18 protein-coding genes and 1 pseudogene are annotated in these 21,380 nt (G+C 27.2%); all 19 read left to right on the top strand.

The window, feature by feature from the left end; all coding sequences use genetic code 11:
* The 19 genes and pseudogenes from kpsF to AT682_RS07445 all read left to right on the top strand — a co-directional run bounded on the left by kpsF (position 1) and on the right by AT682_RS07445 (position 21,367).
* Entirely contained in the window at positions 1 to 948 is a 948-nt protein-coding gene (gene kpsF / locus AT682_RS07530) for a KpsF/GutQ family sugar-phosphate isomerase (protein ID WP_002883232.1), read from the top strand.
* A complete protein-coding gene (locus AT682_RS07525; RefSeq protein ID WP_002883233.1) occupies positions 945 to 3,125 on the top strand; it encodes a capsular polysaccharide export protein, LipB/KpsS family in 2,181 nt (726 codons plus the stop codon). The genes kpsF and AT682_RS07525 overlap by 4 nt, the downstream gene beginning before the upstream one ends.
* Positions 3,118 to 4,929, top strand: a complete 1,812-nt coding sequence (locus AT682_RS10120) for an O-methyl phosphoramidate transferase (RefSeq protein ID WP_058207866.1) — start codon at positions 3,118 to 3,120, stop codon at positions 4,927 to 4,929. Before AT682_RS07525 ends, AT682_RS10120 begins: the two co-directional genes overlap by 8 nt.
* Before the next feature lie 10 nt (positions 4,930 to 4,939).
* The gene (locus AT682_RS07515; RefSeq protein WP_236017586.1) at positions 4,940 to 6,145 is read left to right on the top strand and encodes a glycosyltransferase family 8 protein; all 1,206 of its coding nucleotides are present in this window, start codon (positions 4,940 to 4,942) and stop codon (positions 6,143 to 6,145) included.
* A gap of 5 nt (positions 6,146 to 6,150) precedes the next feature.
* Positions 6,151 to 6,519, top strand: a pseudogene (locus tag AT682_RS10060) (glycosyltransferase family 2 protein); the annotation flags it as partial.
* Positions 6,520 to 6,636: 117 nt separating this feature from the next.
* A complete protein-coding gene (locus AT682_RS10115) occupies positions 6,637 to 7,632 on the top strand; it encodes a DUF8374 domain-containing protein (protein ID WP_508605750.1) in 996 nt (331 codons plus the stop codon).
* A 5-nt stretch (positions 7,633 to 7,637) separates the two neighbouring features.
* The gene (locus AT682_RS07505) at positions 7,638 to 9,347 is read left to right on the top strand and encodes a glycosyltransferase family 2 protein (protein ID WP_016818348.1); all 1,710 of its coding nucleotides are present in this window, start codon (positions 7,638 to 7,640) and stop codon (positions 9,345 to 9,347) included.
* On the top strand, positions 9,344 to 11,044 hold the full coding sequence (locus tag AT682_RS07500) for a DUF8374 domain-containing protein (protein ID WP_002860363.1): 1,701 nt from the start codon (positions 9,344 to 9,346) through the stop codon (positions 11,042 to 11,044). Before AT682_RS07505 ends, AT682_RS07500 begins: the two co-directional genes overlap by 4 nt.
* Entirely contained in the window at positions 11,044 to 11,589 is a 546-nt protein-coding gene (locus tag AT682_RS07495; RefSeq protein ID WP_002860364.1) for a dTDP-4-dehydrorhamnose 3,5-epimerase family protein, read from the top strand. The genes AT682_RS07500 and AT682_RS07495 overlap by 1 nt, the downstream gene beginning before the upstream one ends.
* Before the next feature lie 2 nt (positions 11,590 to 11,591).
* Positions 11,592 to 12,515, top strand: coding sequence for an FkbM family methyltransferase (locus AT682_RS07490; RefSeq protein ID WP_002869410.1), 924 nt, complete (start codon positions 11,592 to 11,594; stop codon positions 12,513 to 12,515).
* 9 nt (positions 12,516 to 12,524) lie between these two features.
* Positions 12,525 to 13,583: a GDP-L-fucose synthase family protein gene (locus AT682_RS07485; protein ID WP_002883706.1), complete on the top strand. Its 1,059-nt coding sequence runs from the start codon at positions 12,525 to 12,527 to the stop codon at positions 13,581 to 13,583.
* A gap of 8 nt (positions 13,584 to 13,591) precedes the next feature.
* Entirely contained in the window at positions 13,592 to 14,626 is a 1,035-nt protein-coding gene (locus tag AT682_RS07480) for a GDP-mannose 4,6-dehydratase (RefSeq protein WP_002876274.1), read from the top strand.
* A 23-nt stretch (positions 14,627 to 14,649) separates the two neighbouring features.
* On the top strand, positions 14,650 to 15,588 hold the full coding sequence (locus tag AT682_RS07475) for a GDP-D-glycero-alpha-D-manno-heptose dehydrogenase (RefSeq protein ID WP_002860369.1): 939 nt from the start codon (positions 14,650 to 14,652) through the stop codon (positions 15,586 to 15,588).
* Between the two features lie 74 nt (positions 15,589 to 15,662).
* A complete protein-coding gene (gene hddA, locus AT682_RS07470) occupies positions 15,663 to 16,682 on the top strand; it encodes a D-glycero-D-manno-heptose 7-phosphate kinase (protein ID WP_002876275.1) in 1,020 nt (339 codons plus the stop codon).
* Positions 16,670 to 17,275 (top strand): D-sedoheptulose 7-phosphate isomerase, encoded by a 606-nt coding sequence (gene gmhA2 / locus AT682_RS07465; protein WP_002883705.1) that lies wholly within the window; start codon positions 16,670 to 16,672, stop codon positions 17,273 to 17,275. Before hddA ends, gmhA2 begins: the two co-directional genes overlap by 13 nt.
* A complete protein-coding gene (gene hddC, locus AT682_RS07460) occupies positions 17,263 to 17,937 on the top strand; it encodes a D-glycero-D-manno-heptose 1-phosphate guanosyltransferase (protein ID WP_002883704.1) in 675 nt (224 codons plus the stop codon). Before gmhA2 ends, hddC begins: the two co-directional genes overlap by 13 nt.
* 12 nt (positions 17,938 to 17,949) lie before the next feature.
* Positions 17,950 to 19,728 (top strand): O-methyl phosphoramidate transferase, encoded by a 1,779-nt coding sequence (locus tag AT682_RS07455; RefSeq protein ID WP_058207865.1) that lies wholly within the window; start codon positions 17,950 to 17,952, stop codon positions 19,726 to 19,728.
* Between the two features lie 51 nt (positions 19,729 to 19,779).
* Positions 19,780 to 20,553 (top strand): class I SAM-dependent methyltransferase, encoded by a 774-nt coding sequence (locus AT682_RS07450; protein ID WP_058207864.1) that lies wholly within the window; start codon positions 19,780 to 19,782, stop codon positions 20,551 to 20,553.
* Between the two features lie 52 nt (positions 20,554 to 20,605).
* Complete coding sequence (locus AT682_RS07445; RefSeq protein WP_002882474.1) at positions 20,606 to 21,367, top strand: class I SAM-dependent methyltransferase; 762 nt, start codon at positions 20,606 to 20,608, stop codon at positions 21,365 to 21,367.
* Positions 21,368 to 21,380 lie beyond the last annotated feature (13 nt).

The following is a 21,380-nucleotide window of genomic DNA, read 5'->3' as shown; positions in this document are numbered from 1 at the left end:
ATGAATATTCTTGAAATAGCCAAAGAAGTTTTTGAAAAAGAAGCGCAAGCTATTTTGGATTTGGCTAAAAATTTAGATGAAAATTTTAATCAAGCTGTGAATTTGATGTTAAATACCAAAGGGCGTTGTATAGTTAGTGGCATGGGTAAATCAGGTCATATAGGCGCTAAGATAGCAGCTACTTTAGCAAGTACAGGAACGCCAAGCTTTTTCATCCATCCAGGAGAGGCTTTGCATGGAGATCTTGGAATGTTAACTCCCGAAGATGTTTTAATTGCTATTTCAAATTCAGGAGAAACTGAAGAAATTTTAAAAATCATTCCTGCTATAAAAAAGCGCAAAATTCCACTTATAGTAATGTGTGGTAAAAAAAATTCCACCCTTGTAAAGCAAGGCGATATATTTTTAAATATATCCGTAGAAAAGGAAGCTTGTCCTTTGCAGCTTGCCCCTATGTCTTCGACAACGGCAACTTTGGTTATGGGGGATGCTTTAGCGGCTGCTTTGATGAAGGTAAGAAATTTCAAGCCTGATGATTTTGCTCTTTTTCATCCAGGGGGAAGTTTGGGACGTAAGCTTTTAACCAAGGTAAAAGATCTTATGGTTTCAAGTAACCTTCCTATAGTGCATCCTGATACCGAATTTAACGATCTTGTTGATGTGATGACTAGTGGCAAGCTAGGGCTTTGTGTGGTGCTTGAAAATGAAAAATTGATTGGTATCATCACTGATGGGGATTTGCGTCGTGCTTTAAAGACAAGCGATAAGCCAAGATTTGATTTTAAGGCTAAAGAAATCATGAGTACAAATCCTAAAGTAGTCGATGCTGATGCTATGGCAAGTGAAGCAGAGGAGATCATGCTAAAACATAAAATCAAAGAAATTGTTGTATCTAAAGAAGATAAGGTTGTAGGCATTATTCAACTTTATGCAATAGGAAATGTGTGAAAGTTATACCTTTGTTATCAGTTGTTATTCCTTTTGGATTAAGCAAGGAACGTTCTTATATAGAAGAAAGGGTTCTTCAAAAAGCTAAATTTTTTCAAAGCGATGAGAATATGGAGTTTATTTTCGTTGAAGGATATTCATCTTTGAAAAACAATTTAAAACAAATCATAGAAAATAGTGGTCATATTTATTTAAAAGATGACGACCAAAAAGATTATTTTTCCCAAGGAAAATGTAGAAATTTGGGCGCTGTTTATGCAAATTCTAAAGTTATAATGTTTTTAGATGTTGATTGTTATATTAGTTTATTATCTTTAGAAAAAATTTTAAATCTTATTAAAGTTAAAAATATTGCTCAAAATATCAATGAATTATTGGTTTTACCTGTAGTGTATTTAAGTCAAAGTGGTAGTGAGAAAATTTATAAAGAGGATAAATACTTATGGGATGAAATTATCAAACATGATTTAATCACCGGAAAAAGAAAATTGATTAAATATTTTTCTCTTATTTCAAGTTCCATTATCGTAAATAGATATAAATTCTTAGTATTAGGGGGTAATAATCATAATTTTATAGGTCATAGTTATGAGGATCATGATTTTTTTGCAAGATTGCTTTTTTATACAACAAATTTTTCAAATACTCCAAAAGCATTGTGTTATGATGAGGGAACTTGGAATATAAGAAAATTTAAAGGTTTTAGAGCTTGGTTCTCTTTACTTGGGTATGAAATGAGCTTTCATGGAATTTATATGTATCATTTTTATCATGAAGAGCCTAATCAAAATAATTATATGTCTTATAGACATAAAAATCATAAAATATTTTATAAGAATTTGGCCAATTTAAAAAATTATCAAATTAAACCATTGCTTGATAAAGATGCTTTAAAAAATAATATTTTATTGCTTTGTTCTAAGGAAAAATTAATATTAAATTCTTTACATAGTGCTCTTGTATATATAGGCAATGTAATAAGTAAAAATGAAAACTATTTTTTTGAAGATGAAAAATTTAATCAAGATAAATTGTTAGATTTTTTAAAGCAAAATAACATAAACAAGATTTTATTTCCAAATCCTTATGGAAATGAAAAAAGATTAAAAATATATAAATTTGCAAAATCAGAAAATATTGATTTTGTATGTTTTGACAGAGGAGCATTGCCTGATAGTTGGTTTTTTGATACCAATGGTTTTAATTATGATTCAAATTTATATAATGAAGAAAATTGGAATAAAGTTTTAAGTAAATCTCAAATTTTAGAATGTAAAGAATATATCAATAGTATTATAGATGGAAATAATTTTTTAGAAAAGCAAGGAAAAAGAAATTTTAACTATTTGAAAGATAAATTTTTTGTTAACGATAAAAAGATAGTTTTTGTTCCGTTGCAAGTTGAAAGCGATACTGTTATAAAATATTTTACATATAAACCTTTTGATTGGAGTGGTTTTTTAGATATAATAAATGATACGGCTTTTAAATTAAGACAAACTCATATTTTTTTAGTGAAAAAGCATCCTCTTAGCTTAAAAATAGCGAAATCTAAGTATAAGAATTTAAATTTTATTTCAAATAAGACAAATATTATCGATGCAATTAGTTTGTGTGATGTGGTGGTTACGTTGAATTCGGGTGTTGGGCTTTATGCTATGATAATGAATAAGCCTTGTATAAATTGTGCTAATGCATTTTATAACTTTCAAGGTTTAAATTTTCAAGCTCATAACAGCGATGAACTTTTGAGATTTTTGGTTTCAGATTTGAAAATTGATTATAATAAAGTTTTAAAATTTATATGGTATCTAAAAAATAATTTTTATAGTTTTGGAAAATCTTATTATAAAAAAAGTTTTAACAATGGTAGATTCTATAATAAAGTTTATAAAATAGATTTTTATAAAATAGTTTTAGAAAATCAATGTTTTTTAGATGTTAAAAATATTGATAAAGTTTCATATAATTTTCAATCTTTAATTTACACCCCTTATAAGTTTGAATTATATAACAAAAATATTTTTATAAAATTATTCAATATCTTAATACCTGATTTTATCAAAACAAAGATATCGCATATGAAATTCTACAGAATATTGAAAAAATTTTTGTTTCATAGAAAAGAATTTTTTAGAGATAGAAAAAATAAAAATAAGGAGAAACCCTATGCATAACCCAAACTCAGCTATAGAAAGAGTAAAAAATCATCTTGCTTATAAACTAGGTCAAGCTATGATTGAGTTTACAAACAATGGGGGGGGGTATATAGCATTATTTAAAAAACTCTATAAAATCAAAAAACAACACAAAAAAGAACAAAAAATTTATCAACAAACCATACAAGTTTTTCCTCAACTCAAATATCCAAATTTAGAAACATGCAGCGATTATGAGCAGGCTTTAAAATATAAATTTCATTTATCTTATATGCTTGGTGAAGTTTTAATCAAGGCTGATAAAACTTGGCATAAAGGAAGTGGATTTAAACTAAAAAATGATATTAAAAAAGCCAATAAAGAATTTAAAATATTTAAAGAAATTTTTAATAATTTTGCGAAATTAAGTCCAAATATCATTAAAATAATCTCTAAAAATAAGCAAGCCTTTTTAAAAGAACTTCCAAGAATACAAAATATATTAAAAATTCATCAAGATTATCAACCTATACTTGATAATATTTTCCATAATTTTAATTATTTTATACAAAATTTTAATCTTATAGAAGAATGGCTATTATCAAATGATTTTAATGAAAAATATAAAAAAGAAAACCATCCTTATCCTTCATTACTTGATCCTAAAAAACTAAATGATGAAAAAGAAAAAATAAACTATAAAAACATACCAGCTGAACTTGCATGGGAGATGAATTTACCTTTACCTGATGGGTATAAGTTTGTTTTAATAGGAGGCCATGGAACAGGAGAGAAAGCTTTTCAAGAAATGCTTTCCAGATGTAATGTTAAAATTTTAGAAAAAAATATTTGGTATGATAATGGACTGGATAGATATAAAGCTTTTTATGGTAACTTAAAGATAAAAAATAATTATATTGCATGCATACCTATCTTAGAATGTAATTTTTATCAATATGATAAATACTTGCATATGATAAATAAACATGTTCCAGCAATATGTTTAGTAAGAGATCCTATTAAAATAATGACCAGTGTTTATAATTATAAAATCTTAAAAAATAAAGATAATCTAACTTTTAGTAATTTAAATTGCACTGATCATCTATTTGATAATTATTATTACGCTGTAACAAAAAACAAAACCATCGCCTCTAAGAAAGAAATTGAAAATGGAATAAATAATATTAAAAATATTAATAAACACATAAGATTTACATATATAGCCAGAACCCATTTAAAAAATTTAAAAAATATTTCTCATGTTTATTATATTGATGTGTCTGAAATTTCCAACAATAAGGCATATGAAACTTTATATAGGTTAAGTAAAATTATCGGATTTAATATGCCTAATGATGACAAGCTAATTAATAATCTTAGTTATACACATTATTTAAGATTTATTTTTGATATTAAAAAACCAATTATTTACAAACATTACTTTAATAATAAATTCATAGAAATTTATTTATATGGTAGCTATAATATGATTAATAAAAATTTTTATGATATTACAAACATGTTTAACTTTAAAAATAAAGAATTGCATATGAATAATATTTTTATATCAATCAAAAAAAATCATTTATATGAAATTCTTTGTAATGGAGATCTTTTATATGAAATTAAATTAAACATAAATATATTTTTAGATAAAATTAATAACATGATAAATATGTTTAAAAAAGAGTCTATAAAAGACAATGATATCTTAGAAATTTTATCTAAAAATTATGAGTCTTCTAGATTTTTTAAACAATTGATAGAATATGAGTTTTTTGATTTCTTAAATAGTGATAAAGGTAAAAATTGGTATAGTTATAAAGAAATTAAAACATAGGAGGCGAATTGTGTTATTATCTTATAATATAGTTATATCTTGTGATAATAACTATGTAAAATATGTGGCTGTTGTCATAGCAAGTATTATAAAAAACACAAAAATAAATTCTCAGTTAAAAGAATATCCGTATAAATTTTATATATTATCTAATGATATTAGCAAAAATAATATCTTGAAATTAAAAAAGTTAATTCAACATTTGTCAAATAGCTATTATAATTGCGAATTAATAATCCATAAAATAGATGATTCCAAATTTCACAGATTTCCAAAAGCTTGGCATGTTAATCATGCCACTTACTATAGATTTGAGATAGCTGATATTGTTGAAGGAAATAAATGTTTATATTTAGACGCAGATGTATTGGTATGTGGAGATATAAGAGAATTATTTTATATGGAATTAAATAATAAAGTTGCCGGAGTAGTTACAGATTCTTGCTCAAGATTATGGACAAAATTGTATACCAAAGATAATAAAACATCATCTTATATAGAATTCGATCCACTAATGTATTTTAATGCGGGTGTTATATTGATAGATTTAAATCAATGGAAAAAACATGATATAAAAAATAAATGTATTGATGCTTTTAATATTTATGATCATGGGGGATTAGCTGATCAAAGTTATTTAAACATAGCTCTCAAAGAGTTAACTTATAAACTACCATTAAATTGGAATCTTATAGTTCCAGAATATATTTTACTTGATGGATACGAAAGACATTATGTAGTTAATTGCCTAGATGAAATTTCAGAATATAACTTAGCCTATACAAGAAGCGAATTTGAAGAAGCCATGAAAAATAAAAAAATAGTTCATTTTTGTGCCGCAAAACCTTGGTGGAATTTATATTATAAAAATAATAAAGTCGACTTTAATGAAAGAAATGTTTGGTGGGAAATAGCCTTAAATTTAGAAGAATTCAAGGAAGAATTTTATTTTTTGAAAAATTCCTTGGATAGTAAACATTTAAATAGACAACTTAACACCATAGAATGGATTTTAAAAAATGGTGATAAAAATTCATCAAATGTTTTATATTCATCTTATGATATTGATAGTATAAAAAAAATCAAAAATCATCTTTCTTATAAATTAGGAAATGCCATTGTTTTATCATTTAAATATTGGTATAAAGGAAGATTGCTCAAACTACCATTTGAGTTAGTGTCCATATATAAAAAACACAAAAGAACAAAAAGGTAGTTTTTATGCAAACTAAAATAGTCGGTGTAGTTATACCAATCTATAATGTAGAAAAATATTTAAAAGAATGTTTAGACAGTGTCATCAATCAAACTTATATTAACTTAGAAATCATACTTGTAAATGATGGTAGTACAGATGAAAACTCACTCAATATTGCAAAAGAATATACCTTAAAAGATAAAAGAATAACTCTTTTTGATAAGGAGAATGGGGGACAAAGCACTGCTAGAAATGTAGGTATAGAATTCTTTAGCAAAGAATATCATTTTAAAAACATCACCCAAGAATTAAAAGAAAACTCTTTAGTAGAATTTAAACTAAGCAATGAAGATAATCCTTATAATATTTATAAAATATATAAAAGCTCAAATTTCTTTAAAAACAAAGATGAACTTTTAAATTTTAGAGCCCCTGATATTGATTATATTATCTTTTTAGATTCTGATGATTATTGGGAATTAAATTGTATAGAAGAATGTGTTCCTAGAATGGATGGGGTTGAAGTGGTCTGGTTTGATTTTGAAATATTCTTAGACGGTATAGATGGAAAAAATGTTTGGAATTATAATGATCATAAAACAGATTTAGAATATTTAAGATATACAGAAAATCAATATACAAATTTCAATGATATCATAGCTCGAATTACTAAAGAAGATATCTTTGGTTTTTCATCTGCTACTTATTGCATGATAGATTTTGCTTTAATTGAACTAAATACTTTAAGGTTTATCAATGGAATATATGCGGAAGATCATCATTTTAGCATAATATTATTTTCCTTATCTAAAATGATCTATATTATTAAAAGTAAAAAATATAAATATCGATTACGTCAAAATAGCAGTTCAAATCATGATGGGAATTTTAATAAAACTAGTTTTCCTTTATACTTAGATTATATATTAAAAGATTTTAATCATAATTATTTTATGGCGAAAAAATATTATATTTATGCGAGCTGGATTATTACTTGCAACACGTTACTAGATTTTTTAAAAAGTAAAAACAGATGTTTTATGGATACAATAATATACGCTTTTATAAATAAATATTTTAACGCGGGATTAATTTTATTAAAATTTAATAGCGATCCTATGCGGATAAAAGACAAGTTTTTATTAAATAAACAATCATTTGCATTTAAATATCCATTAATAAATGCTTCAAATATTATTAAATTTAGTTTAGAATATAGAATTGGGGAATTATTATGCAAAAAGAAAAAAATATTATTTATCTTTAATATAATAAAAGCATTATACGATATAAAAAATCAAGATAAATTTATATCTCATTATAAAAAATTTGACTTGAAAGAATATATAGACTATCATGAGGCATTAAAAATCAAAAATCATCTTTCTTATAAATTAGGAAATGCCATTGTTTTATCATTTAAATATTGGTATAAAGGAAGATTGCTCAAACTACCATTTGAGTTAGTGTCCATATATAAAAAACACAAAAGGACAAAAAGGTAGTTTTTATGCAAACTAAAATAGTCGGTGTAGTTATACCAATCTATAATGTAGAAAAATATTTAAAAGAATGTTTAGACAGTGTCATCAATCAAACTTATATTAACTTAGAAATCATACTTGTAAATGATGGTAGTACAGATGAAAACTCACTCAATATTGCAAAAGAATATACTTTAAAAGATAAAAGATTTATACTATTTGATAAGGAAAATGGTGGATTAAGCAGTGCTAGAAATGTAGGTATAGAATATTTTAGCGGAGAATATAAACTTAAAAATATAACTACACAAATTAAAGAAAATTCTTTAATAGAATTTAACATAGAAGGTAATAATCCTTATGAAATATATACTGTATATAAAAGCTATAAAGCTTTTAATAATGAAAAAGATTTAGGCAATTTCACTTACCCCAATATAGATTATATTATATTTTTAGATTCTGATGATTATTGGGAGTTAAACTGCATAGAAGAATGTGTTCCTAGAATGGATGGGGTTGAAGTGGTCTGGTTTGATCATTATTTTTATTATGATGATATAGAACAACCAGATATAATACCTAAAACGATTTTGGAAAGTTATAAATTTAATCACTCGTGTATAATAAAACAAAAAGAATGGCTTAATGGAATGTTAACTTTTCAATATTCTTCTTTTTGGTTTGGATGGCATGGCATGATTGATTTTAACCACTTAAAATCAATCCACTTAAAATTTTTAAATCAAGTTCTACATGAAGATCATTATTTTGCAAAATTATTATTTGCTCAGGCAAATAAAATTTATGTATTAAAAACAAAACTTTATTATTATCGCCAAAGAGCAAATAGTATTATGACCTCAAGAGATAACCCTTCTTTTGAAAATACTCCTGTATATATAAGAAAAATTTATAAAAATTTAAATCATGATGCAAAACTTGTTAAAGAATTTTATCGCTCCAGCAGCCTTTTGATAACTGCTTGCATGGTATATCAATTTACACAAACCCATCAAGATTTGCCCAATATAAAGCTTTTTGAACAAATTTTTATGCAAAAATTAAAATCATGGAGAAATGAAATTTTATCCTTTCCAGAACAATATCTTGAATTTATGTTTGAAAATACCTTGCAAAGAATCAACTTTTTGGAGCAAAATTCTTGCTTACATTTGTTAAAATTTATAAGTGTGTTTTTTTCTGATTTAACCATAATAAAAAATAATCTTACCAAAGATCAAATATATTTAAATCAAATCCTAGAAAATAAAGACAAAATTTTGACTACACAAACTAACCAAATTTATAATTTAAATACAACCTTGGAAAATAAAAATCAATTATTAATTGCAAAACAAAACCTACTAAATTTCCAAAATCATTACGGTACAGCCAAAGCAAGAATCCAAAACCATCTATCCTATAAACTAGGACAGGCTTTGATTATAAATTCTAAAAGTGTATTAGGCTATTTATCTTTACCTTTTATAATATTAAGTATTGTTATTTCACATAAACAAGAACAAAAGGCTTATAAATTTAAAGTAAAGAAAAATCCAAATTTAGCTTTACCTCCTTTAGTAGCTTATCCTGATTATAATGAAGCTTTAAAAGAAAAAGAATGTTTTACTTATAAACTAGGAGAAGAATTTATTAAAGCTAGTAAGAATTGGTATGGGGGGGGGTATATCAAGTTGCGACTTAAGATTAAAAAGTTAAAGAGGGAACAATGAAAGAAAAATTATTTATATCTGTTAGAGATGATGGTGTTGCTACAAGATTGCTTTCAATCTTAAATGCTATGTATTTAGCTGATAAATTTTATGATATAAGAAATATGAGATTTTTTTGGAATGATGAAATTGTATTATTTGGCAATTACTATATAAACAATAATTCAAGGAAATTTGAAAATTGCAATATAATTGGTCAAAGCGTAGGTAAAGTTGAGTCTATTTTTAGTTCCAACTTTATTAAAAAACATTATTTAGAAAATAAATATCTTTATACCACTAATATGGCATACGATAAAAATGCTTCATATCCAAGCCATACGCTTGATTTATTAAGAATGGGATTTAATAAAAACTATGCATATTTATTAGAGCAAGTGTTAAATAATAAATACATTTATGTACACCAACATGACTTAAGTTTACAGTTTCATGGAATCGAATCAAATAATCAATATAAAAATAAGCTAAAAGAGATGTGGTCGTATATAGATTTCAATCAATGCTTAAAGCAGCAAATTTTAAATGCAAATCAAAAAAGTAATAATCTTGATAAATTTATCATTGTTCATGTTAGAAGTGGAGATATTATTTATAATTATTCTAATGCTAGAAAATTTAATTTAGAGGGTGTTTATCATGCAACACCATTAGAGTTGGCTGCAGCTATTATAGCTAAAAATAAATATGATAATATAGTAATTGTAGGTGATGATTTAACTTCTACACAGATGCTCAAAGATATTTTTAAATCAAATAGAGTTTTTCATATTTCAGATTTCAGAGATGATAATTTATCTAATTTGGAATTATTAATTTTTGATGTGGTTTTTATGTCCAACTCTTCTAAAATTTATGGAACATATAGTGCTTTGGTTTTATTATCTTCTATTATAGGGAAAAATAAAATACTTCAAAACAATTACAATGTATTTAACGAGCAAGAACAATATCAATATTTTAAAAAATATAATCCGTTTTTTTCACAAACACATAATTCTCAAAAAGCTTTTTCTTTATTTCATATGTATTTATTAAGTTTTAAAAACAAAGATACGTGCGATACTTCAATAAAGTATTTAAAAAAAGCTTTAATTTATGATTTAGATAATGATAAATATAGAATTCACATAATATATATGTTGTTATGTAATAATAAATTTAAAATATTAGAAAGATATTTAAGTATTATAATGTCTTATAGAAAAGATATTTTTTTATCTACTTTATTCTCTACAAATTGGGGAGGTTATGTATATTTAAACATACTTTCAGATTTTTTAAATTATAGCCAAAGGATATATAATATTAAATATTTATATCCAAATATTTTCTATATTATCACTGAAATTATAAAATTAAATTTATTTGCCGTATTTTTAGTAAAACAACATTTATCCTATAAGCTAGGAAAACGTATTGTGCAAACAAAATCAATTTTAGATATAATTGAGCTACCTTTAGATTTAAAAAATATCGTTGATTCTCATAAAAGAAATCAATTAATACCATATAATATTAAAATTGAAAATTGTTTAGATTATGGCGAGGCTTTAAAAATAAAAAATTATTTTTCTTACAAATTAGGTTTGATTTTGATTAAAGCTCATAAGAATTGGTATAAAGGTGGATATATTAAATTTTGGTTTGATTTATATAAACTTAAAAAAGAATATAAAAATAAAAAAGGCAAATAATGGCAATAGAATTTAATATACAAGAATCAAAAATTTTAAAGGGAGTGTATATCATAACTCCTAATAAATTTAGAGATTTAAGAGGTGAAATTTGGACAGCTTTTACAAGCAAGGCTGTAGATAAGCTTTTACCAAATGGATTAAAATTTATACACGATAAATTTATACACTCAAAACACAATGTTATTCGCGGTATCCATGGCGATGTAAAAACTTATAAGCTTGCAACTTGTGTTTATGGGGAAATTCATCAGGTGGTGGTAGATTGCAGAAAAGATTCGCCAACCTATTTAAAGTATGAAAAATTCATCATAAATCAAGATAATCAGCAAATCATCTTAGTGCCAGCAGGTTTTGGAAATGCTCATTATGTTACTAGTGAAAGTGCAGTTTATTACTATAAATGTGCTTATAAAGGAGATTATGTGGATGCGCCTGATCAATTTACTTATGCATGGAATGATGAAAGAATCGGTATAGATTGGCCAACAAATTCTCCTATTCTTTCAGAACGTGATATTTTAGCAACTAAAAATAAAGGATAAATATGGAAAAATTATTACAAGAGTTAAATGTTAATATTAAAGTTGGTAATCAATTGTCTTATCAAATTTTAATGTCAAATATTATTTCAAATTTAGATATTGATAAAAGAGATAAAGAAATTTTATTCCTATTATTACAAGATAGAGATAGAAATTATATTCGCATAAATAACAATGAGCAGTGTTATAGGAATATTGTAAATTATTTAAATCTTATTCGACCTTTGGAACTGCCTTTGTATGATTTACTAAGAATTGGTGGTAATGGAGATGGTGGTTATGTAATGTATAATGGGGGGGGGTATATGAGCAATATTGATGCGAAAGCTCTTTCTTTAGGTGTTTCAGACAGTTCTCCTTGGGATTTGGAAATGGCTCAAAGAGGATTTAAGGTAATTGAATATGATGCTAGCATAGAAAAATGTCCTTATAGTCATGAAAATATTATTTTTCATAAAAAATTTATAGGCAATATAAACAACGAAAATACAATTACTTTAGCACAAGCTTTAAAAGATAATAATTTAGATGAGAGTAGGCCAAATATTTTGCAATGTGATATTGAAAATTGTGAATGGGATATGCTTGAAAATATTGATATAAGTATTTTAAATAAATATTTTTCACAAGTTATATTTGAATTTCATGGGTGTAATCCTGAAGAGCAAGATGGGGTTGAAAAAAGAATAAGTTTACTAAAAAAACTTAATGAATATTTTATTCCAATACATACACATTTAAATAATCACGGAAAGATTTTTTATTCTAAGGGATTATTTTTTAGCACTACCTTAGAAGTAAGTTATCTAAGAAGAAATGAGTTAAATTTAATGCAGGGTTTACATTACAGAAAAGAATGCGGAAATTTGCAAAATTTAGATTTTCCAGTTTGGCCATCTAATCCTGAAATTCCATTAAGATTTTAAGGATAAATGATGCAAAAAGATTCTAAAATTTATATAGCGGGTCATAGTGGTCTTGTTGGTAGTGCTATACTTAATGAACTTAAGCAACAAGGTTATAAAAATCTTGTTTTTAAAACTCACTTTGAGCTCGATTTAACAAATCAAAAAGCTGTGGCTGATTTTTTTGAGAGAGAAAAGCCAGAGTATGTTATTTTAGCAGCAGCTAAAGCAGGTGGAATTCTAGCTAATAATACTTATCGTGCTGATTTTATTTATCAAAATTTAATGATAGAGTGCAATGTTATTCATAATGCTTATTTACATAAAGTAAAAAAGCTACTTTTCATAGCTTCAACTACGGTTTATCCTAAAAATGCAACATTGCCAACTAGTGAAGAGCAAATGTTAAGTGGAGATCTTGAGTATACTAACAAACCTTACGCAATCGCTAAAATTTCAGGCTTGATGCTTTGTGAAAGTTATAATTTGCAATACAATACAAATTTTATAGCAATCACTCCTACAAATTTATATGGTAATAATGACAAATTTGATCTTGAAAAATCTCATGTATTGCCTGGAATTTTAAGAAAAATGCATTTAGCCAAGCTTTTAAATGAAAAGCGATACGAGGACTTATTAAATGATTTAAAATTTGATTCCATTGAAGAAGCTAAGAATTATTTAAAAAAATTTGGCGTAGATAAGGATAATGTTGAAATTTGGGGTAGCGGAAAACCGACAAGAGAATTTTTACATAGTCAAGATTTAGCAAACGCTTGCTTGTTTATTATGAATAATATAGATTTTAAAGATTTAAAAAGTGATAATACTGAGATTATCAATACTCATTTAAATATAGGCCCACATAAGAATATCACTATCAAAGAATTAGCAGAATTAATCAAAAATATAGTGGGATTTAAGGGAAAATTAGTTTTTAATTTAAATCGTCCAGATGGAGCAATGCAGAAATTTACAGATTGCTCAAAAATTCATTCTTTAGGCTGGAAACATAAAATTGAACTTGAAGATGGCATTAAGATGATGTATAAATGGTATTTAAAAGAGCAAAATATAAGACAATAGGATAAATCATGAAAAAAACAGCGTTAATTACAGGATTTACAGGGCAAGTTGGTTCTCAAATGGCAGATTTCTTGCTAGAAAACACAGACTATGATGTTATAGGTATGATGCGTTGGCAAGAACCTATGGATAATATCTATCATTTAAGTGATAGGATCAATAAAAAAGATAGAATCAGTATTTTTTATGCAGATTTAAATGATTACTCTAGTCTTCAAAAACTTTTTGAGAGTCAAAGGCCTGATGTGATTTTTCACCTAGCAGCTCAGTCTTATCCAAAAACTTCTTTTGATATACCTATAGAAACTTTACAGACTAACATAATAGGCACAGCAAATATTTTGGAAAACATTAGAATTTTAAAGGCAAAAGATGGATATGACCCTGTAGTGCATATTTGCTCTTCAAGTGAAGTTTATGGTAAAGCAAAAGCAGGTGTTAAGCTTAATGAAGAAACAGCTTTTCACGGTGCAAGTCCTTACAGTATAAGCAAAATTGGCACTGATTATTTGGGAAGATTTTATGGCGAAGCTTATAACATTCGCACTTTTGTTACAAGAATGGGAACACATAGTGGCCCAAGACGTTCTGATGTGTTTTTTGAAAGCACAGTTGCAAAACAAATTGCTTTAATTGAAGCGGGTTATCAAGAGCCTGTTATCAAGGTTGGAAATCTCTCAAGCGTAAGAACTTTTCAAGATGCCAGAGATGCTATAAGGGCTTATTATCTACTTTCTCTTGAAAGTGAAAAAGGAAAAGTTCCTTGTGGGGAAGCTTTTAATATAGCAGGAGAAGAAGCCTTTAAACTTCCTGAAGTTATAGATATATTGCTAAATTTTAGTGATATGGGGGGGGGTATTGAGGTAAGACAAGTTGAAGATAGGATGCGTCCTATTGATGCTGACTATCAAATGTTTGATAATGGTAAAATAAAGAGTTTTATCGATTGGAAAGCTGAAATTCCTGTTAGACAAATGCTTAAAGATTTGCTAAATCATTGGAGAAATGAAATTAAGAGAGGCAGAATTCCTTTAAATCGATAAAACCATCGATTTAAAGGAAAAATATGTCAAAAAAAGTTTTAATTACAGGTGGTGCAGGTTATATAGGTTCGGTTTTAACACCGATTTTACTTGAAAAAGGTTATGAAGTTTGTGTGATTGATAATTTGATGTTTGATCAAATCTCTCTTTTATCTTGTTCTCATAATAAAAATTTTACTTTTATAAATGGTGATGCTATGGATGAAAATCTTATTAGACAAGAGGTAGCAAAAGCTGATATTATTATTCCCCTAGCTGCTTTGGTTGGAGCTCCACTTTGCAAAAGAAATCCAAAATTAGCCAAAATGATCAATTATGAAGCTGTAAAAATGATAAGCGATTTTGCAAGTCCTTCTCAAATATTTATTTATCCCAATACAAATAGCGGTTATGGTATAGGAGAAAAAGATGCAATGTGCACTGAAGAATCTCCCTTGCGTCCTATCTCAGAATATGGGATTGATAAAGTGCATGCGGAGCAATATTTGCTTGATAAAGGAAATTGTGTAACTTTTCGTTTGGCTACTGTTTTTGGAATTTCACCTAGAATGAGACTTGATTTACTTGTTAATGATTTTACCTATCGTGCATATAAAGATAAATTTATAGTACTTTTTGAAGAGCATTTTAGACGCAATTATATTCATGTTCGTGATGTGGTTAAAGGATTTATTCATGGAATTGAGAATTATGATAAGATGAAGGGTCAGGCTTATAATATGGGATTAAGTTCTGCAAATTTGACTAAAAGACAGCTTGCTGAAACGATTAAAAAGTATGTTCCTGATTTTTATATCCATTCAGCTAGTATAGGTGAAGATCCGGATAAAAGAGATTATTTGGTTTCAAATGCTAAATTAGAGGCTACAGGTTGGAAACCAGATAATACTTTAGAAGATGGCATTGAAGAACTTTTAAGAGCATTTAAAATGATGAAAGTTAATCGCTTTGCAAATGTTTAAGTGATATTAATAGAAGTTAAGTATATTTTGCTATAATTTTTATAATAAATTATAGCAAAATAAGTAGTAATTCGATGAAAACCATACGCACACAAACTCCTCTTCGTCTCGGTCTAGCAGGCGGAGGAACTGATATAAATTTATATTGTGATAAATACACAGGTTATGTTTTAAATGCGACTATATCTTTATACATACATTGCACTTTGATCGAAAGAGAAGATGGAAAGATCATTTTTGATTCTCCTGATACAAATTCTTACTCTGAGTACGAAAGTAAAGAATTCTTAGGAGATGATGGAAAATTAGATATTTTTAAAAGTATTTATAATCGCATTGTAAAAGATTTTACAAAAAAACCTTTAAGTTTTTCTTTGCATACATACTCAGATGTACCAAGTGGTAGTGGGCTAGGTGGAAGTTCAACCTTAGTTGTAGGAGTTATAAAGGCTTTTGCAGAATGGCTTAATCTACCTTTAGGAGAATATGAAATCGCTAAGCTTGCTTATGAGATAGAAAGAGAAGATTTAGGCATAGTAGGCGGAGCACAAGATCAATACGCCGCAACTTTTGGTGGCTTTAATTTTATGGAATTTTATGATAATAAAAGAGTAATCGTTAATCCTTTGCGTATTAAAAACTGGATAGCTAGTGAGCTTGAAGCTAGAATTGTGCTTTATTTTACAAATATCACAAGAGAAGCAAAAGATATAGAAGAGCATAAAAAAGGAAAGCTCGGAGATGAAAAATCCCTTGAAGCTATGCACGCTATAAAACAAGATGCTATAAAGATGAAAGAAGCTTTATTTAAGGCGGATTTTGATACTTTGGCGAAAATTTTAGGCAAGTCTTGGCAGTCAAAAAAAATCATTTCAGAAATCGTTAGCAATGATGAGCTTGAAAGAATTTATAAACTAGCTATAGATAATGGAGCTTATAGTGGCAAAACTAGTGGAGCAGGAGCAGGTGGATTTATGTTTTTCTTTGTAGATCCTACTAAAAAATACAACCTAATCAAAGCTTTAAGCAAAGAGCAAGGTTATGTGCAAGATTTTTCATTTACAAAAGAGGGAGTTAAATCATGGAGAATTTAAATTCCTATATAAAAGGACATTTTCAAGAATCAATTTTAGTAAAAGAGCAAATTTTAAAAGATGAGAATTTAATAACTCTTATTAAGAATGCTTCATTAGAAGTCATAAAAGCTTATAAAAATGGTAACAAAACTTTATTAGCAGGAAACGGTGGTAGTGCGGCTGATGCACAGCACATCGCAGGGGAATTTGTAAGTAGGTTTTATTTTGATAGACCAGGGATCGCAAGTATTGCACTTACGACAGATACTAGCGTATTAACAGCTATCGGGAATGATTATGGTTATGCAAATTTGTTTGCTAGACAAGTGCAAGCTCAAGGAGTTAAGGGAGATGTTTTTATAGGAATTTCTACAAGTGGAAATAGTAAAAATATTTTAAAGGCTTTAGAGCTTTGCAAACAAAAAGAAATCATAAGTATAGGCTTAAGCGGAGCTAATGGCGGGGCTATGAATGAACTTTGTGATTATTGTATAAAAGTGCCTTCAACTTGCACGCCAAGAATTCAAGAAGCACATATTTTAATAGGACATATTATTTGTGCTATTGTCGAAGAAGAGCTTTTCAGTAAAGGTTTTTCTTGCAAGCAATAATACTTTGTGGCGGCTTAGGAACAAGACTTAAAAGTGTTATAAAAGACATTCCAAAGCCTATGGCACCGATAAATGATAAGCCTTTTTTAGAATTTATTTTTAAGTATCTTAAAAAACAAAGCGTAAAAGAAATTATCTTAGCAGTATCATACAAATATGAAGTGATACAAGAATATTTTAAAGATGAGTTTTTAGGCATAAAAATAAAATACAGCATCGAAAAAGAGCCTCTAGGAACAGGTGGAGCTATAAAACAGGCTTTGAAATTTATAAAAAACGAGCTTTATGTTTTAAACGGCGATACTTTTTTTGACATAGATTTAAGTAAATTAAAGCTAGATAAAAGTAAAATTTGTCTTGCCTTAAAGCAAATGAATGATTTTGATAGATACGGCACGATAAATATTGATAAGCATGGGCTTGTGATTTCCTTTAAGGAAAAGGTATTCAAAAAGCAAGGTTTAATCAATGGTGGAATTTATCTTTTAACTAAAGATATTTTTAATGATTTTGCTTTGCAGGAAAAATTTTCTTTTGAAGAGTTTTTACAAGAAAATTATAAAAAGCTAAAGGCTAGAGCTTGTATTTTTGATGATTATTTTATAGATATTGGCGTGCCTGAGGATTATTATAATTTTACAAGCAACCAAAGCTATTTTTAAAGGAGAAACCCTATGTATAACCCAAACTCAGCTATAGAAAGAGTAAAAAATCATCTTGCTTATAAACTAGGTCAAGCTATGATTGACTTTACAAACAATGGGGGGGGGTATATAGCATTATTTAAAAAACTTTATAAAATTAAAAAGCAACACAAAAAAGAACAAAAAATTTATCAACAAACTATACAAATCTTTCCTCAGCTCAAATATCCAAGTTTAGAAACATGTGGTGATTATGAACAAGCTTTAAGATATAAATTTCATTTGTCCTATATGCTGGGTGAAGTTTTAATCAAGGCTGATAAAACTTGGCATAAAGGAAGTGGATTTAAACTAAAAAATGATATTAAAAAAGCCAATAAAGAATTTCAAATTTTTAGAGAAATTTTTAAAGAATTTGATCAGATTAACTCTAGCATTCTTGAAGGATTGATAAATAATAAACAACTATTCCTAAAAGAATTTCCAAGAATAAAAAATATATTAAAAATTCATCAAGACTATAAAGCAATACTAGATAATATCTTTCACAACTTTAATTATTTTATACAAAATTTTGATCTTATAGAAGAATGGTTGTTATCAGATGATTTTAATGAAAGATATAAAAAAGGAAGTCATCCTTATCCTTCTTTACTTGATCCCAAGAAACTAAATGATGAAAACGAAAAAATTAATTATAAAAATATACCTGCTGAACTTGCATGGGAGATGAATTTACCTTTACCTGATGGGTATAAGTTTAATCTATTTACTTTTGGATTAACTGGACATAGTATCCTGTTAAGAGCTTTAGTTTATCATGGTGTTAGATTGCAATGGTATTCCAATGACTATAAAATGTTGTATTTGGATAATTTTGAGCATAGTTATGATTGCATACATATACTTTTTTTAGATAGAAATGATTTTAATAAGAGTTTTAAATATATAAATTTACTTCCACGAATCACTACTATATTTTTAATTCGAGATCCTATATCAAAATTTAAAACAGGATTAAATCATGGTGGATATAAAAAAGGTTGTAATAGTTACGATATAGTCGATAGTAATATCCCTATCCAAAAAATATTAGATAGGGTGCAATATCCTTTTTTTGAGCAAATAACATTAGAACATATGTTAAATTATTGGATAAATCATGGTGTATGGCGGTATGATTCTATCATTAAAAATATATGCAAAGAGAAAATATATTTTTTGGATATGGAGGAGCTTATGCCAAATAAAATTTTATCAACTTTTGTTGATTTAAAGTTTAAATTTAAATTAAATAATATAGATAATTTGGAAATAATACAAAAAATAATTTTTGGTCCATATAGATATATTTTACCGCTTATAATAAATTTTTCGTTTGAAAATATAAATATTAAAGTTTATATAGAATTAAAAGATAGAGTGACTAATGGAAATATAAATTTAAATTGTATGTTAAAATATAAACATGATTTATTGCAAGATATTGTATTTTCAATATCAAAATTAGATTTTGAGTATTTAAACAATCCACTAATAAAACAAATAAATGATTTTCAAAAAGATTTTCTAGACGTTTTAAATAAAAAAATAAAAGATATTGAAAATAAAAAATGGTCAGAAAATGATATTTTAAGTGAATTTAAAAATAATAAATTAATAAGAAATAAAGTCTTTAATATGCTACACAAAGAGTTAAAATTTATCAAACAATATCGTCCAGATATAGTAGCATCTTGGAAATACTATCAAGAATTTGAAAAAATGTGCAAAGAGTTGGATGGTGATATTCAGGAAAAAGATTTGTAAATTAATAAAAAAAAGATATAATTGTGTTTTAAATTAGAGAAAGGAATCAATATGAAACAAGGAGATTTTACAGAGGTTGCAAAGCATTATCATAATAGACCTGCTTATAGTCCGTTTTTACTTGAAAAACTTGTAGCTTGTATCAATGATAAAAATAAAAATTTAAAAGATTTAAATATTGTTGAAGTAGGAGCTGGAACTGGAAAACTTACTAAGATGTTGGGAGAAATATTTGGATGCCAAATTAGTGCTGTGGAGCCAAATGATAATATGCGTGAAGAAGGGCAAAAATTTACACAAAATTTATCAAATATTTCTTGGCACAAAGGAAGTGGTGAAGAAACCTGCATGAGCAATAATCAAGCTGATTGGGTCATCATGGCTAGTTCTTTTCATTGGACAGATCCTAAAAAATCTCTCCCAGAATTTAATCGTATATTAACAGGGGGGGGGTATTTCACTGCGATTTGGAATCCTCGCCACATTGTAGAGGGTTCGGTTTTTGATGAAATCGAAAAGGAGATTAAACATATTGTTCCAGAGCTTGCTCGTGTAAGCAGTGGCACTCAAAATGTTAAAAAATGGGAAGAAATTCTTGTTTCAACAGGAGATTTCACAGACTGCTTTTTTATGGAGTGTGACTATAAAGAGTTTTGGGATAAAGAGCGTTATCTTGGAGCTTGGCATTCTGTAAATGATATACAAGCACAAGCAGGTGAAAAAAGATGGAAGGAAATTTTAGAGATGATAGAAGCTAAAATTTCTCATATACAAAGTATAGAGATTCCTTATAAAATAAGAGCATGGACAGCTAGAAAAGCATAAAATACCTCCTTTTTTCATCAAGCTTGTCAAAGATGAAAAAAAAGGAAATAAAATGCAAAAACTAGTAGAACAAGTGTGGGATTATACCAAGCATGCTAAATTTTATAGCTATAGACCAAATTATGCTCCAAAAACTATAGATATGCTTATTAGTTTAGTTGGAAAAAAAGATATTAAAGTCGCTGATATCGGTGCAGGAACTGGAAATCTAAGCATTATGCTTTTAGAAAGAGGATGTAAGGTAGTATCTGTAGAACCAAATGATGCGATGCGTGAGATCGGGATAGAAAGAACTAAAGGTGAGAAGATTGATTGGGTTAGGGCAACAGGTTTAAACTCAACACTTCAAAATAGTGAATTTGATTGGGTGACTTTTGGTAGCAGTTTTAATGTAATGGATAGAAATGAAGCTTTAGAGGAAGCACATCGCTTATTAAAATCAGAGGGATATTTTTCTTGTATGTGGAATCACAGGGATTTAAACGATCCTGTGCAAAAAATAGCTGAAGATACTATTGTAGAATTTGTACCAAATTATACAAGGGGAACAAGAAGAGAAGATCAAAGACCAATTATAGAGAGTCGAAAGGATCTTTTTGATAATATTGTTTATATTGAAGAGGATTTTTATTTTCATCAAAGCATTGAAAATTATATTAATGCATGGAAAAGTGTTAAAAATCCTTATTGGGATTTGGAGACTGATGAGGGAAATGAACTTTTTAATAAAATTAGTAATAAAATTTCACAAAGACTTCCTAAGGAATTTAGCATAAAATATACCACTCGTTGTTGGAGTGCTAAAAAAATATAAAACTAAGGAAAAA

The organism is Campylobacter jejuni, from assembly GCF_001457695.1.
Lineage (GTDB): Bacteria > Campylobacterota > Campylobacteria > Campylobacterales > Campylobacteraceae > Campylobacter_D > Campylobacter_D jejuni.
The sequence above is the reverse complement of the archived record's forward strand: the minus strand, read 5'-3'. Positions and strand labels throughout refer to the sequence as shown.

Bases quoted from the DNA above. Each gene is read 5' to 3' on its own strand.
- kpsF (WP_002883232.1), top strand. From the start codon at position 1: ATGAATATTCTTGAAATAGCCAAAGAAGTTTTTGAAAAAGAAGCGCAA.
- AT682_RS10120 (WP_058207866.1), top strand. From the start codon at position 3,118: ATGCATAACCCAAACTCAGCTATAGAAAGAGTAAAAAATCATCTTGCT.
- AT682_RS10115 (WP_508605750.1), top strand. From the start codon at position 6,637: ATGGATGGGGTTGAAGTGGTCTGGTTTGATTTTGAAATATTCTTAGAC.
- AT682_RS07505 (WP_016818348.1), top strand. From the start codon at position 7,638: ATGCAAACTAAAATAGTCGGTGTAGTTATACCAATCTATAATGTAGAA.
- AT682_RS07500 (WP_002860363.1), top strand. From the start codon at position 9,344: ATGAAAGAAAAATTATTTATATCTGTTAGAGATGATGGTGTTGCTACA.
- AT682_RS07495 (WP_002860364.1), top strand. From the start codon at position 11,044: ATGGCAATAGAATTTAATATACAAGAATCAAAAATTTTAAAGGGAGTG.
- AT682_RS07490 (WP_002869410.1), top strand. From the start codon at position 11,592: ATGGAAAAATTATTACAAGAGTTAAATGTTAATATTAAAGTTGGTAAT.
- AT682_RS07485 (WP_002883706.1), top strand. From the start codon at position 12,525: ATGCAAAAAGATTCTAAAATTTATATAGCGGGTCATAGTGGTCTTGTT.
- AT682_RS07480 (WP_002876274.1), top strand. From the start codon at position 13,592: ATGAAAAAAACAGCGTTAATTACAGGATTTACAGGGCAAGTTGGTTCT.
- AT682_RS07475 (WP_002860369.1), top strand. From the start codon at position 14,650: ATGTCAAAAAAAGTTTTAATTACAGGTGGTGCAGGTTATATAGGTTCG.
- hddA (WP_002876275.1), top strand. From the start codon at position 15,663: ATGAAAACCATACGCACACAAACTCCTCTTCGTCTCGGTCTAGCAGGC.
- gmhA2 (WP_002883705.1), top strand. From the start codon at position 16,670: ATGGAGAATTTAAATTCCTATATAAAAGGACATTTTCAAGAATCAATT.
- AT682_RS07455 (WP_058207865.1), top strand. From the start codon at position 17,950: ATGTATAACCCAAACTCAGCTATAGAAAGAGTAAAAAATCATCTTGCT.
- AT682_RS07450 (WP_058207864.1), top strand. From the start codon at position 19,780: ATGAAACAAGGAGATTTTACAGAGGTTGCAAAGCATTATCATAATAGA.
- AT682_RS07445 (WP_002882474.1), top strand. From the start codon at position 20,606: ATGCAAAAACTAGTAGAACAAGTGTGGGATTATACCAAGCATGCTAAA.